We start from the raw sequence: 16154 nt of genomic DNA on the forward strand, positions 1-16154 counted from the left end.
CAATAGCTGCGGCGCAGCAAGAGTTTTATTATGATCATTTTGCGACGCAACATAATTTGGTCTTTATTTTACAACCGATATTCTACCTATAACGACGAGAATATACTTTCAAAATCGAAATATAAGCGAAACCAGCGGATATCACTGACCGCCACATCGATGGCGCCTCTCAATCCTCGCGGAAGGCCCGGTTGAAGCTGTCGGTGACCGGGGAGAGCAGATAGTCGATCGCCCGGCGCGCGCCGTTGACGATCATCACCTCCGCGGTCATGCCGGCATGCAGCGCGATCTTGTGGTCCCGCAGGCTCTCGGGATCGATCTCGGCCCTGACGACGAAATAGGGAATGCCCGTCTTCTCGTCGACGAGCTGGTCTGGCGCGACATAGCTGACCTTGGCCTCCAATGGCGGCAGCAGGCGCGAGTTGAACGCCGTCAGGCGCACGCGGGTCGTGGACCCGATGCGCACCGAATCGATATCGCGCGGATCGACCTTAGCCTCGACGATCAGCGGTTCGTTCTCCGGCACGATGTCGAGGATCGCCTCGCCTGCCGCGATCGCGCTGCCGGCGGTGCGCATCCGGATATTGGCGACGATGCCCTCCTGCGGCGAGGTCACCACCAGCCGGCGCAGCACGTCCTCGGCCTGGATGATGCGTTCCGTCACCTCGGAGAGCATCAGCTGGGATTCCTGGATCTCGCCGCCGATATCGTTCTGCTGCTCGAGGCTGATCGAAAGGATTTCGAGATTGGCGCCGGCGACCGCCTGCTCGGCCTTGGCCTTGCGGGCGGCGTATTCGCCGGCCTTGCCGGAAAGCTCGCTCTGCTTGGTCTGCAACTCGACGAGCTGGCTGCGCTTGGCGTAACGCTTCTCGTAGAGCTCGGCCATGATCCTGACCTCCTCGTCGATCAGCGAGCGCTGCTGCGTGGTGGCGTCGATCTGGGCCTTCAACGCATCGGCCTCGGCCTGATGCTGTTCGATGACGCGCTGCTGGATATGGATCTTACCGCCCTGGACCTGGGCGCGGGATTTGAACAGGCCCTGCTCGGCCCGCAGAACCTCGCGCGCGATTGGCGAATCCATCTGGGTGAGATCCTCGGGAAAGACGATCTCGGTTGCGCCGGTCTGTTCGGCCCGCAAGCGCGCGAGCTTGGCCTCCAGCCCGATGCGCTTGGCCTGCAATTGCTGCAATTCGGCGCGTTGGCGCGCATCCTCCAGCCGCAGCAGCGGCTCGCCCCGCGTGACGCGCTCGCCCTCTGCCTTGAGCAGGGTCTTGAGGATGCCGCCTTCGAGATGGCTGACGGTCTTGCGCTTGCTGTCGACCGCGACGATGCCGGTGGCGACGGCGGCATTGTCGAGCCGCGCCGTCACCGCCCAGGCGCCGAAACCGCCGAACCCGACGCCGATCGCGGCGACGCCGGCCAGCACGAGATTGCGCAGGCTCGGCGTGCGCTCCTCATGGACCTCCGCCTCGATCTGGAGGGTGAGCGAATGCTCGGGGCGCTTGATCAGGGACCGTCCGGTCATGCCTTCACCTCGCGAACCTGTGGGGGAGCGGCCGGAGCCTTGACGGCAGGATCGACCTCGACCCGGCCACTGGGCGTGATCATGCCGGCAATCTCGCCGCGCGGGCCGAATTGCTGGACGCGGCCCTCGCGCAGAACGAGCAGCTTGTCGACGACCTGCATCACCGAGGGCCGATGCGCGATCAGCACGACGATGGCGCCGCTCTCGCGCGCCGCCGCGATGGCACGGATCAGGCTCTGCTCGCCTTCCGCGTCGAGATTGGCGTTGGGCTCGTCGAGCACGATCAGGCGCGGCGAACCGTAGAGCGCCCGGGCCAGGCCGATGCGCTGGCGCTGGCCGCCGGAGAGATTGAAATCGCTGTCGGCGACATTGGTGTCGTAGCCGAGCGGCAGGCGGCCGATGAGCTCGTGCACACCGGCGACGCGCGCCGCCTCCAGGATCGCATGCGGATCGGGGTCGCGCATCCGGGCGATGTTCTCGGCGATCGTGCCGTTCAGGAGCGAGACCGATTGCGGGAGATAGCCGACCATCGCGCCGAACGAGCCACGCTCCCACAGATAGGTGCTGTGCCCGTCGAGATAGACGCCGCCGACATTGGGCCGGAGCACGCCGACGAGCAGCCGCGCCAGCGTCGACTTGCCGGCGCCGGAAGGCCCGACCACGCCGAGAACCTCGCCCGGCTCCAGGGTAAAGGAGACGCTCTTGATTACCGTCTGCTCCTGGCCGGGCGGCGCATAGATCACGCGGTCGATCACGAGATCGCCCTGGCAGGGCGGCGTCGGCACGGTCTGGCGCTGCGAGCTGCGGCTCAGCACGAGCTCGCGCACGCGCTTCCAGGCAGCGGCGGCGAGAACCCATTGCCGCCAGTCGACGATCATCGAATCGAACGGCGCCAGCAAGCGGCCGAGCAGGATGCTCGCCGCCATCAGCGTGCCTGCGGTGACCTCGTTGCGGATGATCAGGATGGCGCCGGTCGCATAGACCGCGAGCTGCATCGTCATCCGTGAGGAGCGCGTCACGGCCGCGATGAATTTGCCACGCCTTGTGCCCATGTCGAGTTGCTCGATCATCGCCAGCTGCTGGCCGCGCCAGCGCCGGGCGAGCGCCGGCAGCATGCCCATCGCCTCGATCGTCTCGGCATGGCGCAGGCTGGCGCCGACCTCGTTGATGCTGGCGACGCCGGCTTCGTTGGCCTCCTTGAGAATGCGGCGGGTCAGCATGTCCGAGAGCACGCCGAGCAATAGCAGAATGATCAGCGACGCCAGACCGACGAGCCCGTAGACCGGATGCAGCGCGAAGAGCACGGCGAGGAAGACCGGCGACCAGATGGCCTCCAGAGGCGTGGCGATCGCCGAGCTCGCGATGAAGAAGCGGATGTCGTTGAGATCGCGAATCGCCTGCGTCGCCTGCCCCGAGCCCTGTTCGAGCGAGGAGCTCACCGCCGCTTGCAAAGCCGGCAGATTGAGCTTGCGCGCGAAGATGCTCGCCATCGCCTGGAAGGTCAGCGAGCGGATGAACTCGATCGTGCCGTAGAGCGCCAGCGCCCCGACGGCGATGACCAGGAGCATGGTCAGCGTGTCGTAGCTGCGGCTCACGGTCACCCGGTCCTGGACCTGCATCATGAACAGCGGGACGGTCAGCAGCAGCAGGTTCACGCAGAGGCTGAGGAAAGCCGCGTAGCTCAGGCCACCGACGAACGAGCGCTGGAGATTCCGGATCAGTGCGTCCGGCGCAGGCTTCATCGCCTTCATGCATGGCTCCGAGAGTGAGGGTGTGTGGATCCGAGAAAGCTGCGGGAAAAACCCGTCATCGGTCCGAGCAACGAGACATGGAGGGAGTGTCAAGATTATGACAGATTAGAAGCGTAGCTCACCGACTCAGAGCGAAGCAAATAAGGCTGAAACGTGAGAAATTTTGAATTTCGAAACAGTTTCGGCACATCTGAAGGTGATTACAATCTTATTTATTGGCTCACCTAGATGGCATGTGCTTTGCTATTAGGCTTGTTGAGACGCGTGGAGGCAAAACGGATGGTCTATTTAGTTTTTGATCAGGTGGGGTAAGGGATGCACTTCAAATTGCACGGCGGCGAGCAATTCACAGGCGGTTCCTTGAACGGCCACCATCCAGCGAATGGTTCCGGGGCCCTCGAAGAGGTCCCTGATCGCCGAATTTCTCCTTTTGACCTGGCACGGGTGATCGAACGTGTCAGCCGGCGCTTTCTCGACTACCTCAGGCTCGAACTGTCCAAGCTCGGCGTCGACGACATCTCGCCATCGCAAGTGATGGTCCTGATGACGATCGGACAAGGCGAGATCGCGGTTCGCGATCTCTTGGATCGCGGCCATTATGGCGGCTCGAACGCCTCCTATAATCTCAAGCAACTGGTCGAGAACGGCTATCTCGACCGCGGCGCCTCGCCGCGCGATCGCCGCCAGGCCCGCATCTCCCTCTCGCTGAAGGGGCAGATGCTGTGCGAGCGGCTGCGCTTGCTCGACGAGGCCAGCCAGGTCGGCCAGCGGCTCGAAAGCAACCGCGAGACCGACCTGAACACGACCCACGAGACCCTGCGCCAACTCGAACAGTGGTGGAACGATGCGCTCCGCTACAGCGGAGTGCTGCTCGCATCATGCATGTCCTATTCGTTCATCGCACAGGATCTGGTCAATTCGCTGCTTTGATCGGCAGCCTCGTCGCCGAGGGCGTCGAGATTACGCTGATCACCGAACGTCCGGCGCAGGAGGCGCCGGGCGTGCGCCAGCTCGTCTATTCCGTCGACGAGACCGCGACCCAGCATCCGGCGCTCGCAGCCACCGAATATCACCTGCGCACGGGCGAGGCGGTGGCGCGGCTGATGGAACGCCTGAACCGCAGCGACCCGCCCGATGTCGTGCTCGGCCATATCGGCTGGGGCGGCATGCTCTTCGCCCGCGATACGCTGCCTGATGCGGCGCTGATCGGCTATTGCGAATATTATTACCGCAGCACCGGCTCGGACCTCGATTTCGGTATCGGCGAGCCGGTTCCCGCGGCCGACCGCCAGCGCGTGCGCATGCGCAACGCAGCCCAGCTTCTCGCGCTCGACACGCTCGATGCCGCCTATGCCCCGACGCAATGGCAGCGCCGGCAATATCCGGCCGCCTATCGCCAGGGCATCGCCGTCTGCCATGACGGCATCGACACGCAGACCTGCCGGCCCGATTCGCAGGCCTCCTTCGTCCTGCCCGACGGCCGCGTGCTGACGCCCGCCATGCCGGTCGTGACCTTCGTCGCCCGCGATCTCGATCCCTATCGCGGCTATCCCGAATTCATGCGCGCGGCTGCGACCCTCGCGGCCCGTCATCCCGACGCGCTTTTCGTCGTGGTTGGCGGCGACGGCTCGGGCTATGGCCGTCCACGCTCCGACGGCAACAGCTGGCGCGAGGCGATGTGCGCCGAGACCGGACTGGGCGACAGGATCATCCATATCTCCTGGCTGCCCTATGAGAACCTGATCCGGCTGTTCCAGGTCTCGGCCGTCCATGTCTATCTCACCGTCCCCTTCGTCCTGTCCTGGTCGCTGCTCGAAGCGATGGCCTGCGGCTGCCTCGTTATCGGTTCCGATACCGAGCCGGTCAGGGAAGTGATCCGCGACGGCGTCAACGGCCTGCTGTCCCCCTTCCATGATGCCCAAGCGCTGGCGGAGCGGATCGAGGAAGCACTGTCGAGCCCGGCGCTGATGCGACCATTGCGCCGCGCCGCGCGGGAAACCGTCCTCGCCGGTTACGAGCGAGAGCGCTGCATCGCCCGCCAGACCGGCTGGATCCATCAGTTCGGGGCTTAGGCAGGACGGCGATTGCTGGATCGTCCGTGATGGCAGCCCCTTTGTCATTCCGGGGCTTCGCGCAGCGAAGAACCCGGAATCCACGACCGGGCGAGCTAACGGCAACCGAACACGCCGCGTCCCACCCCGTCGTGGGTTCCGGGTTCGCGCCTGCGGCGCGCCCCTGAATGACAAAGACCGCGGCTGAAAACCGCTGGCTTAGATGCCGGCACCGATCCTGGCCTACCTCGTCACGCCTCAACGGTCCCGGCGAAATCAAGAGCCGCCTTCCGGACCGTTTCCGCGAAATCGAGCGCCACGGCCGAGCGGAAGCGGCCGGCGCCCCAGATGATGGCGATGTCGTAGGTCACTGCCGGCTTGAGCGGACGCACCTCGACGCCTCTGCCGCGATACTCCGCCGCCGTGAAGGGATCGACCACCGAGAGCCCCGCACCCGCCGCGACGAGCCCGCAGGCGATCATCGACAGCGGCGTCTCGACACGGGTCTGGCGCGCGACGCGATGGGCCGAGAACAGGGCATCGATGCGATAGCGCAGCTGCGTCGACTGCTCGAGCGAGATGAAGGGCTCGTCGACGAAATCCTCCGGCGTCAGTTCGGCCTTGACCGCGAGCCTGTGCCCCGTCGGCAGCACGGCGACGGGCGCCATCGCCGGCAGGATCTCGATGTCGATCCCCGGGAAATCCAGCGGAAGCTGAGCGAAACCCAGCTCGCAGAAGCCCGAGGTGACCCAGTCCACGACCTGCGAGGAGATGCTGCCATAGAGCGCGATCTCCAGGTCCGGCTTCTGCTTGAGATAGCCGCCGACGACCCGCGGCAGGAAGCCGACATTGAAGGCCGGCAGCGCCGCGACCCGCAACGAACCCGCCCGCCCGTCGCGCAGGTTGCGGGCGGCGTTCTCGATGCGCTCCAGCCCGACGAACTGGCGCTCGACCTCGCGGTAGAGCGACAGCGCCTCGTTTGTCGGCACCAGTCGCGCACCGCGCTTCACGAAGAGCGGCAGCCCGAGCGCATATTGCAGGTCCTGGATCAGGCGCGTCACCGCTGGCTGCGTCACATTGAGCGCCTGCGCTGCGGCGGTAACACCGCCGGTCACGATCACCGTGCGAAAAGCCTCGATCTGACGCGGATTCAGCATAATGGAGCCCTCGCGCAGCGCATAACATTTCGGCATGGCTTGCACGAAACATTCGATTTGACCAGTTCGAGATCAGCCCCGAACCTGACGGCATCACTCGAAAACGAGGAGGGGATACCGTGAAGCTCGCCATCACATTCGCTCTTGTCGCCGGAACCGCGCTCGCCGGCTCCGCCGCCTTCGCCCAGCAGAAGACGCTTTATGTCGCCGGCTATGGTGGCTCCTACGAGCAGACCATGCGCAAGGAGGTCATCCCGGCCTTCGAGAAGCAGGCTAACGTCAAGATCGAATACGTCGCCGGCAATTCGACCGACACGCTCGCCAAATTGCAGGCACAGAAGGGCAACCAGCAGATCGACGTCGCGATCGTCGATGACGGCCCGGCCTATCAGGCGGTGGCGCTCGGCTTCTGCGGCACGCTGACCGACGGCGCCGTCTACAAGGACGTCGCGCCGGTGATGAAGTTCAAATCGAACAAGGGCGTCGGCCTCGGCCTCGTCGGCACCGGCCTGTTCTATGACAAGAAGGTGTTCGACGAGAACAAATGGCCGGCCCCGACCTCGTGGAACGACCTGAAATCGAAGACCTATGGCAAGAAGATCGTCGTGCCGCCGATCAACAACACCTACGGCCTGCACGCCCTGATCGCCTTCGCGCAGATGGCTGGCGGCGGCGAGAACAACATCGAGCCGGGCTTCGAGGCCTTCAAGAAGGACATCAACTCGAACATCGTCGCCTACGAGCCCTCGCCGGCGAAGATGACCGAGCTGTTCCAGAACGGCCAGGCCGTGCTCGGCGTCTGGGGCTCGGGCCGGGTCAAGGCCTTCGCCGATACTGGCTTCCCGGTCGCGTTCGTCTACCCGAAGGAGGGCGGCTACGCGCTGGGCTCCGCCGCCTGCCCGATCGAGGGCTCCAAGAACGCGGCCGAGGCCAATGCCTTCATCCAGTTCATGCTCTCGCCCGCGATCCAGAAGATCATGGCGACGGGCGCTGGCTTCGGCCCCGCCAACATGACGGTGACGCTGACGCCGGACGAGCGCAAGGGCTTGCCCTATGGCGAGGAGGTGAAGACGCTCAAGGCGGTCGACTGGGACGTCGCCAACGCCAAGCGCGAGGAATGGACCAAGCGCTGGAACCGCGAGGTCGAACGGTAACATAGTCCGCTTTCGAACCTCGCCGTCATCCCGGACGTAGCGAAGCGAAGATCCGGGATCCATCGCAGAGCGCGAGGCCCTTCGATGGATCCCGGGTCAAGCCCGGATGACGGAGGAGTTTCCGCGCCCTCAAACGAGGCCAGAAATTAACCCATGTCCCATCTCGTTCTCGAAGGCCTCGGCAAATCCTATGGCAGCGCGGTCGCGGTCGAGGGGCTCGGCCTCACGGTCGCGCGCGGCGAGTTCATTTCGCTGCTCGGCCCCTCCGGCTGCGGCAAGACCACGACGCTGCAGATGATCGCCGGCTTCGTGCTGGTCGACCGCGGCCGCATCCTGCTCGACGGCCAGGATCTCGGCGCGGTCCCGCCCAACAAACGCGGCCTCGGCATCGTCTTTCAGAGCTATGCGCTCTTTCCCCATATGACCGTGGCGCAGAACATCGCCTTCGGTTTGGAAATGCGCGGAATCGAGAAGGCGGAGCGCGAAAAGCGCACGCTGGAGGCGATGGCGCTGGTCGGGCTGAAGGGCTTCGAGGATCGTTATCCCCGCCGCATGTCGGGCGGACAGCAGCAGCGCGTCGCGCTGGCCCGTGCGCTGGTGATCAGGCCCTCGCTGCTCCTGCTCGACGAACCCCTCTCCAATCTCGACGCCAAATTGCGCGAGGAGATGCAAGGGGAGCTGCGCCAGATCCAGCGCTCGATCGGCACGACCACGATCCTCGTCACCCATGACCAGCACGAAGCGATGGCGCTCTCCGACCGGATCGTCGTGATGAATCGCGGCCGCGTCGAGCAGATCGGCGCGCCCGATGCCGTCTATGGCGCACCCGACAGCGCCTTCGTCGCGAACTTCCTCGGCAAGACCAACGTGCTGAAGGCGACCGGCGACGGCCGCGGCCATGTCACGATCGAGGGCCTCTCCGTACCGCTCCCTGATGCTCGCTCCGGTTCCCTGCGCATCGCGGTCCGCCCGGAGCGCCTCGGCTTCGCGGCCGAGGGCGCCCCGGGCTTTACGGCCCGCATCACCTCGCGCATCTTTCAGGGCGCGCATTGGCTGCTGAGCGCCGAGAGCGCCGCCGGCACGGTCACCCTGATCCGGCACAATGACGGCGCGCCCGTCCCCGGCGAAGGCGAGAGCGTGACGCTGACCTTCGGCTCCGGCGATGCCGCTTTGCTGGCGGAGGGCGCAGGCACATGAGCCCGGACGCCTCCGCCCGCGCGACGCCCTATTGGCTGACCGGCCCCGCGCTCGCTGTCTTCCTTGGCCTCGTCATCATCCCGCTCGGCATGACCGTGCTGCTCGCCTTCCACGACTGGGGCCAGTACAAGGGCATCGTCGCCGAGTTCACGCTGAAGAATTTCCGCGAGATCTTCAGCGACAGCTATTTCCTCGAAGTCTTCCTGCGCACCTTGCGCATCGCCGTGCTGGTGACGCTCTTCGCCATCCTGGTCGGCGTGCCCGAGGCCTATATCCTCAACCGCATGTCGCCGGCCTGGCGCGGCATCTGCCTGCTCGCGATCCTCGGGCCGCTTCTGGTCTCGGTCGTGGCGCGCACGCTCGGCTGGGCGCTGCTGCTCGGCTCGACCGGCCTCGTCAACCGCGGGCTGATGGCACTCGGGCTGATCGACCAGCCGCTCGAATTCATGTTCACCGAGACCGGCGTGGTGATCGCGCTCGTCCATGTCCTGATCCCCTTCATGATCCTCGCCGTCTGGGCCTCGCTGCAACGGCTCGATCCGCAGATCGAGAACGCCGCCCTCTCGCTCGGCGCCTCCCGCCTCACCATCTGGCGCCGCGTGATCCTGCCGCAGATCGTGCCAGGCATCCTCTCGGGCTCGATCATCGTCTTCGCGCTGGCGGCGAGCGCCTTCGCTTCGCCGGCGATCATCGGCGGCAGGCGGCTCAAGGTCGCGGCGACGCTCGCCTATGACGAGTTCCTGAACACGCTGAACTGGCCGCTCGGCGCCGCTGTCGCCGTGCTGCTGCTCGCCGCGCTGGTCATCCTCACCGTCGGCACCAACCGATTGGTCGAGCGCCGCTATTCACAGGTGTTCGAATGAGCCGCAACGGTCCCTTCGCCATCCTGTTCCACACGCTCTTCGTCGTCTTCATGCTGGCGCCGCTGGTGGTGGTCTGCCTCGTCGCCTTCACGCCGGAGGGCTATCTCTCGCTGCCCGGCCGGGTCTGGAGCCTGCGCTGGTTCAGGGCGATCCTGGATTATCCCGAGTTCCTGCGCGCCTTCCGCGACTCGCTCTGGCTGGCCGCGCTTTCCTCCACCGTCGCGATCGGGCTTGCCGTGCCGGCCGCGCTTGCCATTGCCCGCTACCGCTTCCCCGGCCGCGAGGCGATGACGGCCCTGTTCATGTCGCCATTGATGGTCCCCCATGTCGTGCTGGGCATCGCCTTCCTGCGCTTCTTCACGCAGATCGGCCTCTCCGGGACTTTCCTCGGGCTGGTGCTGAGCCATATCATCGTGATCATTCCCTTTGCGCTGCGCCTCGTTCTCGCCGCCTCCTACGGCATCGACCGGCGCATCGAGCATGCCGCGATCTCGCTCGGCGCGAGCCCGGCCGTGGTCTTCCGGCGTGTGACGCTGCCGCTGATCCTGCCCGGCGTCGTCTCCGGCTGGCTGCTCGCCGCGATCAATTCCTTCGACGAGGTGACGATGACCGTTTTCATCGCCTCGCCCGCCACCACCACGCTCCCTGTCCGGATGTTCCTCTACATCCAGGACAATATCGACCCGCTCATCGCAGCCGTCTCCGCCTGCCTGATCGCCCTGACCGCCATCCTGCTGCTGGCGCTGGACAGGCTCTTCGGGCTCGACCGGCTGTTCGTCGGAACCGGAAAAGGCTGAACCCGTGTCCACTATTTCCACAGAGCCCGATGTCGCTGTGATCGGCGGCGGCGTGGTCGGCGGCGCCATCGCACTCGGCCTCGCCCGTAGCGGCGCCAAGGTCGCGATCCTCGACGAAGGCGACACGGCCTTCCGGGCCTCGCGCGGCAATTTCGCGCTGGTCTGGGTGCAGTCCAAGGGTTTCGGCATGCCCGATTATGCGCTCTGGTCGCGCCGCTCCGCCGATAGCTGGCACGAGTTGGCCGCCTCGCTTGCCGGCGAGACCGGAATCGACGTCGCCCATAGCCAGCCCGGCGGCTTCATGCTCTGCCTCTCGCAGGCCGAGCTCGACAAGCGTATCGACGCGATGCGCCGCCTCCATAACAGCCGGCCACTCACCGATTTCCCTTATGAGGTGCTCGACCATGCCGAGACGAAGCGGCGCCTGCCCGCCATCGGCAAGGATGTGGTCGGATCGCTCTATTCCCCGCTCGACGGCCATGTGAATTCGCTGAAGCTCTTCCGGGCCTTGCGCGAGGCGACGGTGCGGCGCGGCGTCGACTACCGCCCGAACAGCCCGGTCGAGAGCATTGTCCCGAAGGATGGCGGCTTCGCCATCACCGGCCCCTGGGGCGAGATGCGCGCCGGGAAGGTCGTGCTCTGCGCCGGGCTCGGCAATGCGCGGCTGGCGCCGATGGTCGGGCTCGACGCGCCGGTGAAGCCGAGCAAGGGCCAGATCATCGTCACCGAGAAGACCGAACCCTTCCTGCACAACCCGATGGTCACGGTGCGTCAGACCGACGAGGGCGGCGTGATGATCGGCGACAGTCAGGAGGATCGCGGCTTCGACACCGTCGTTGGCCAGCCGATCCTCTCGACCATGGCGGAGCGGGCCGTGAAGATGTTCCCGCGCCTCGCCGGCCTCAACGTCGTCCGCACCTGGTCGGCGCTGCGCGTCATGAGCCCCGACGGCTTCCCGATCTACGACCAGTCCGAAAGCCATCCCGGCGCCTTCGTCGTCACCTGCCATTCCGGCGTGACGCTCGCCGCCAACCATGTTCTGACGCTCGCTCCCGCGATTCTCGCCGGCACCTTGCCCGAGAGCGTCGCGAGCTTCACCGCACGGAGGTTCCATGTTCCGGCCCATAGCTGACCTTGCCGCGAGCGGAGAGCTCAGCTTCACCTTCGACGGCCGGCCGATGACGGCGCGCGCGGGCGACACCGTCGCCGCCGCCTTGCTCACCAACGGCATCACCGCCTGCCGCGAGACCCCGGTCTCGGATACGCCGCGCGCGCCCTATTGCCTGATGGGTGCCTGCTTCGACTGCCTCGTCGTCATCGACGGCATCGGCAACCGGCAGGGCTGCCTCGTCCCGCTCGTCGAGGGCATGCGCATCGAGACCCAGCATGGCCGCCGCCATCTCACGGAGGCCGCGGAATGACCCCGATCGCCAGCATCGAACAGCTCGCCGAGAGCTATGACCTCCTCGTCGTCGGCGCCGGTCCGGCCGGTCTCTCCGCCGCCGTTCGCGCCGCCGAACTCGGCCTCTCGGTCCTGCTCGCCGACGAGAACCCGGCGCCGGGCGGCCAGATCTACCGCGCGGTGACCACGACGCCGGTCAAGAACCGCGCCATCCTCGGTGAGGACTATTGGCGCGGCGCCGACATCGTCGCCCGCTTCGAGCGCTCGAATGCCGTTTACGCCCCGCGCTGCACCGTCTGGTCGATCGGCCCGGACGAAACCGCGCCCGGCACATTCGAGCTTGGCCTCTCGCTGGACGGCAAGGCCCGCATCATCGGCGCGCGGCAGGTCATTCTCGCGACCGGCGCGCAGGAGCGTCCCTTCCCGATTCCCGGCTGGACCTTGCCCGGCGTGATGACGGCGGGCGCCGCCCAGATCGCGCTCAAATCCGCAGGCGCCATTCCGTCGGGGCGCACCGTCATCGCCGGCTGCGGCCCCCTGCTCTACCTGCTGGCGGGCCAGCTTGCGGCCGCCGGCTGCCAGATCGCCGCGGTGCTCGACACGACGCCGAAAGACAACTGGTCGAAGGCGCTCGGCGCGATCCCGGACTTCCTGCGCTCGCCCTATCTCGCCAAGGGCCTCAGGCTTATGGCAGCTGCGCGACGCAAGCTGCGCTTCGTCTCTGGCGTCACCAGCCTGACAGCAACCGGCAGCGGAAAGCTCGGCTCGGTCCAGTTCGAGCAAGGCGGCCGCACCGGCACCATCGCCTGCGATACGCTCCTGCTGCATCAGGGCGTGATCCCGAGCGTCAACTTCTCCAACGCCGCCGGCTGCGCCCATGATTTCGACACCGAGCAGCACGCCTGGGTGCCGCGCGTCGATGCCTGGTTCGCCTCGACCGTGCCCGGCATCGCCATCGCCGGCGACGGCGCCGGCATCGGCGGCGCAGAAAGCGCGGCCCTGCGCGGCGAGATCGCCGCTTTCGGCGCGGCATCGCGGCTCGGCAAGCTCAACGAGGCCGAGCGCGACCGGCAGGCCGCCCCGATCCGGGCCGAACTGGAAAAGAAGCTGCGCGGCCGGCGCTTCCTCGACCTGCTCTACAAGCCGGCGCCGCAATTCCTGGCGCCGCCCAAGGACGAGACCATCGTCTGCCGCTGCGAGGAGGTCACCGCCGGCCAGGTCCGCGATGCCGCGGGACGACTCGGCGTCACCGGCCCCAATCAGATGAAGGCCTTCCTGCGCTGCGGCATGGGCCCCTGCCAGGGCCGCCTCTGCGGCCCGACCGTCGTCGAACTGATCGCCGAAACGCGCGGCACGACCCCGGCCGAGACCGGCTATTACCGCCTGCGCCCGCCGATCAAGCCGGTGACGCTGGCCGAACTCGCGGCCCTGCCGCAGACCGAGGCCTCGGTGAAGGCGGTCGTGCGATGACAAAGGATCGTCGCAATGCCGATGTCATCGTCATCGGTGGCGGCATCCATGGCTGCTCGACCGCGATGCATTGCGCGATGCGCGGGCTCACGGTCATCCTGATCGAGAAGGACCATGCCGGCCGCCACGCTTCCGGCGTCAATGCCGGCGGCGTGCGTCAGCTCGCCCGCCATGTCGCGGAGATCCCGCTCTCCAACGCCTCGATGGCGCTCTGGCACAACATCGCCGAATTGGTCGACGACGATTGCGGCTTCACCAGCGATGGGCAGGTTCTGGTCGCCGAGGACGAGGCCGATCTCGAAGGCTGCCGCGCCCGCGTCGCCGACCTGACGCTTCGCGGTTTCCATCATGAGGAGATGGTCGACGCGAAGGAATTGCGTTCGATCGTCCCGGCCGTCTCCGAGACCTGCCCGGGCGGCGTGATCTCGCGCCGCGACGGTGCCGCGATCCCCTTGCGCGCGACGCAGGCCTTCAAGCGCAAGGCCGAGAGCCTCGGCGTCTCCATCCGCGAAGGCGTGCGTGTCACCAAGGTCGAGCAGGACGGTGAGAACTGGCGCGTCGTCACCGATTCCGGCGACTTCCTCGCGCCCCGCATCGTCAACGCTGCCGGCGCCTGGGCCGACCGCATCGCCAGCGATCTCGGCGAGCCCGTGCCGCTCGAAGTCATCGCGCCGATGCTGATGATCACCGCGCCATTGCCGGCCTTCATCAAGCCCGTGGTGATCCTGCGCGGGCGAAAACTCTCCTTCAAGCAGTTCGACAACGGCACGGTGCTGATCGGCGGCGGCCATCTCGGCACCCCCTTGCGCGACCAGAACGTCACGCTGCTCGACTGGCGCAAGCTCGCGATCAGCGCCGGCACGGTCTGGGACCTCTTCCCGATCATGCGCGGCGCGCCGGTCGTGCGCGCCTGGGCCGGCATCGAGGCGCGCATGCCGGACGACCTGCCGGTCTTCGGCAAGAGCGCCAGGCATGACGGCGTCTACCACCAGTTCGGCTTCTCGGCCCATGGCTTCCAGCTTGGCCCCGGCGCCGGCGCGGTGATGGCCGAGATCATCGCGACCGGCCAATCGAACGTGCCGATCGACGGCCTCGACATCGCCCGTTTCACCGCCACCCACTGAGCTTCAACCGAAGGAGAAGACCCATGGCCATCAAGCGCTCCATCCGCACGCCCATCCAGAACCGCGTCGTCGAGACCGGAAACCTCGCTTTCGTCGGCGGCGTCGTCGCCGACGACACCAAGCAGGGCATGGGCCCGCAGACCCAGAACATCCTCGGCAAGATCGAGAGCTATCTCGGCGAGGTCGGGCTCGATCGCAAGGCGATCGTCGCCGCCCAGATCTTCGTCACCGATCTCAAGCTGAAGAAGGAGATGGACGCGGTCTGGACCGGCTTCTTCGGCGAAGACATGCCGACTCGCGCGACCGTCGGTGTCGCCGATCTCGGCGGCCCGCTGATCGAGATCGTGGTCACCGCCTCGCGCTGATCCGCGGCGACGGTAGACAGGGTGGCAGGCGCGGTGTTGCGCCTGCCGACCATCTTCGGAAAGCGCAAACAGGGGTGCCCAACCTCCCGACGCTGGCATACGGTCTCCATCTGACGACAGCCTCGAGACCAGCATGCAGCACGCTTCCGACCATTCCGACATCCGCGATGCCGTCGCGAAGCTCTGCGCGGGCTTTCCCGGCGAATACTGGCGCAAGCTCGACCGCGAGATGGCCTATCCGACGGAGTTTGTGACCGCGCTCACGGAAAGCGGCTTCCTCTCGGCGCTGATCCCCGAGGAATACGGCGGCGCCGGCCTCATGCTCTCGGCCGCGGCCGTCATCATGGAGGAAATCCAGCGCCAGGGCTCCAACGGCGCCGCCTGCCACGCCCAGATGTATGTGATGGGCACCGTACTGCGCCACGGCACAGAGGATCAGAAGCAGCGCTACCTGCCCAAGATCGCCTCCGGCGAACTGCGCCTCCAGGCCTTCGGCGTCACCGAGCCGACCAGCGGCACCGACACCACCGCCCTGCGCACCACCGCCCGCCGCGAGGGCGACCACTACATCGTCAACGGCCAGAAGATCTGGACCAGCCGAGCCGCGCAGTCCGACCTGATGCTGCTGCTCGCCCGCACCACGCCGCGCGACCAGGTCGCCAAGCGCACCGACGGGCTCTCGGTCTTCATCCTCGACATGCGCGAGGCGCTGAAGGACGGCCTCACCATCCGGCCGATCCGCACGATGATGAATCACGCGACGACCGAGGTCTTCTTCGACAATGTGAAGGTCCCGGCCGAGAACCTCGTCGGCGAGGAGGGCAAGGGCTTCCGCTACATCCTCTCCGGCATGAATGCCGAGCGCATCCTGATCGCGGCCGAATGCGTCGGCGACGCCAAATGGTTCATCGACAAGGCGTCGACCTACGCCAAGGAACGCCATGTCTTCGGCCGGCCGATCGGCCAGAACCAGGGCATCCAGTTCCCGATCGCCAAGGCCTACGCCAACATGCGGGCGGCCGAACTGATGGTACGCGAGGCGATCCGCCTCTACGAGGCCGGCGCCAATCCCGGCGCCGAGGCGAACATGGCGAAGATGCTGGCGGCGGATGCCTCCTTCGAGGCGGCCAATGCCTGCGTGCAGACACATGGCGGCTTCGGCTTCGCCGAGGAATACGATGTCGAGCGCAAGTTCCGGGAGACACGGCTCTATCAGGTCGCGCCGATTTCGACGAACTTGATCCTGTCCTATCTCGCCGAGCATGTGCTGGGCATGCCGCGCTCCTACTGACCGAAGG

At 66.4% G+C, this 16154-nt stretch carries 15 protein-coding genes; 12 read left to right on the forward strand and 3 right to left on the reverse strand.

Annotated elements, in window-relative coordinates; all coding sequences use genetic code 11:
• Positions 1 to 169: 169 nt before the first annotated feature.
• Together ACWIEX_RS23660 and ACWIEX_RS23665 are read right to left on the reverse strand one after the other, a co-directional pair.
• Positions 170 to 1525 (reverse strand): HlyD family type I secretion periplasmic adaptor subunit, encoded by a 1356-nt coding sequence (locus ACWIEX_RS23660; RefSeq protein WP_454035370.1) that lies wholly within the window; start codon positions 1523 to 1525, stop codon positions 170 to 172.
• Positions 1522 to 3276 (reverse strand): type I secretion system permease/ATPase, encoded by a 1755-nt coding sequence (locus ACWIEX_RS23665; protein ID WP_454035371.1) that lies wholly within the window; start codon positions 3274 to 3276, stop codon positions 1522 to 1524. Before ACWIEX_RS23665 ends, ACWIEX_RS23660 begins: the two co-directional genes overlap by 4 nt.
• 327 nt (positions 3277 to 3603) lie before the next feature.
• Between ACWIEX_RS23665 and ACWIEX_RS23670 the strand changes: the two genes are divergently transcribed.
• Both ACWIEX_RS23670 and ACWIEX_RS23675 read left to right on the forward strand, forming a co-directional pair.
• The gene (locus ACWIEX_RS23670; RefSeq protein WP_454035372.1) at positions 3604 to 4206 is read left to right on the forward strand and encodes a MarR family transcriptional regulator; all 603 of its coding nucleotides are present in this window, start codon (positions 3604 to 3606) and stop codon (positions 4204 to 4206) included.
• Positions 4203 to 5348, forward strand: a complete 1146-nt coding sequence (locus tag ACWIEX_RS23675; protein ID WP_454035373.1) for a glycosyltransferase — start codon at positions 4203 to 4205, stop codon at positions 5346 to 5348. The genes ACWIEX_RS23670 and ACWIEX_RS23675 overlap by 4 nt, the downstream gene beginning before the upstream one ends.
• A 230-nt stretch (positions 5349 to 5578) precedes the next feature.
• On the opposite strand, the gene ACWIEX_RS23680 is transcribed toward ACWIEX_RS23675, so the two are convergent.
• Positions 5579 to 6484: a LysR substrate-binding domain-containing protein gene (locus tag ACWIEX_RS23680; protein WP_454035374.1), complete on the reverse strand. Its 906-nt coding sequence runs from the start codon at positions 6482 to 6484 to the stop codon at positions 5579 to 5581.
• 119 nt (positions 6485 to 6603) lie between these two features.
• Between ACWIEX_RS23680 and ACWIEX_RS23685 the strand changes: the two genes are divergently transcribed.
• The 10 genes from ACWIEX_RS23685 (at position 6604) to ACWIEX_RS23730 (ending at position 16147) form a co-directional block, all read left to right on the forward strand.
• Complete coding sequence (locus tag ACWIEX_RS23685; protein WP_454035375.1) at positions 6604 to 7638, forward strand: ABC transporter substrate-binding protein; 1035 nt, start codon at positions 6604 to 6606, stop codon at positions 7636 to 7638.
• 153 nt (positions 7639 to 7791) lie between these two features.
• A complete protein-coding gene (locus tag ACWIEX_RS23690) occupies positions 7792 to 8835 on the forward strand; it encodes an ABC transporter ATP-binding protein (RefSeq protein WP_454035376.1) in 1044 nt (347 codons plus the stop codon).
• On the forward strand, positions 8832 to 9698 hold the full coding sequence (locus tag ACWIEX_RS23695; protein ID WP_454035377.1) for an ABC transporter permease: 867 nt from the start codon (positions 8832 to 8834) through the stop codon (positions 9696 to 9698). Before ACWIEX_RS23690 ends, ACWIEX_RS23695 begins: the two co-directional genes overlap by 4 nt.
• Entirely contained in the window at positions 9695 to 10495 is an 801-nt protein-coding gene (locus ACWIEX_RS23700) for an ABC transporter permease (RefSeq protein WP_061966239.1), read from the forward strand. Before ACWIEX_RS23695 ends, ACWIEX_RS23700 begins: the two co-directional genes overlap by 4 nt.
• A gap of 13 nt (positions 10496 to 10508) precedes the next feature.
• Positions 10509 to 11627 (forward strand): NAD(P)/FAD-dependent oxidoreductase, encoded by a 1119-nt coding sequence (locus ACWIEX_RS23705; protein WP_454035627.1) that lies wholly within the window; start codon positions 10509 to 10511, stop codon positions 11625 to 11627.
• On the forward strand, positions 11608 to 11916 hold the full coding sequence (locus ACWIEX_RS23710) for a (2Fe-2S)-binding protein (protein ID WP_454035378.1): 309 nt from the start codon (positions 11608 to 11610) through the stop codon (positions 11914 to 11916). The genes ACWIEX_RS23705 and ACWIEX_RS23710 overlap by 20 nt, the downstream gene beginning before the upstream one ends.
• A complete protein-coding gene (locus ACWIEX_RS23715; RefSeq protein WP_454035379.1) occupies positions 11913 to 13367 on the forward strand; it encodes an FAD-dependent oxidoreductase in 1455 nt (484 codons plus the stop codon). The genes ACWIEX_RS23710 and ACWIEX_RS23715 overlap by 4 nt, the downstream gene beginning before the upstream one ends.
• The gene (locus ACWIEX_RS23720) at positions 13364 to 14491 is read left to right on the forward strand and encodes an NAD(P)/FAD-dependent oxidoreductase (RefSeq protein WP_454035380.1); all 1128 of its coding nucleotides are present in this window, start codon (positions 13364 to 13366) and stop codon (positions 14489 to 14491) included. The genes ACWIEX_RS23715 and ACWIEX_RS23720 overlap by 4 nt, the downstream gene beginning before the upstream one ends.
• A gap of 23 nt (positions 14492 to 14514) precedes the next feature.
• Entirely contained in the window at positions 14515 to 14856 is a 342-nt protein-coding gene (locus ACWIEX_RS23725) for a Rid family hydrolase (protein ID WP_454035381.1), read from the forward strand.
• A gap of 133 nt (positions 14857 to 14989) precedes the next feature.
• On the forward strand, positions 14990 to 16147 hold the full coding sequence (locus ACWIEX_RS23730) for an acyl-CoA dehydrogenase family protein (protein ID WP_454035382.1): 1158 nt from the start codon (positions 14990 to 14992) through the stop codon (positions 16145 to 16147).
• Positions 16148 to 16154: the final 7 nt, after the last annotated feature.

The organism is Allobosea sp. NPDC055353 (genome assembly GCF_053644975.1).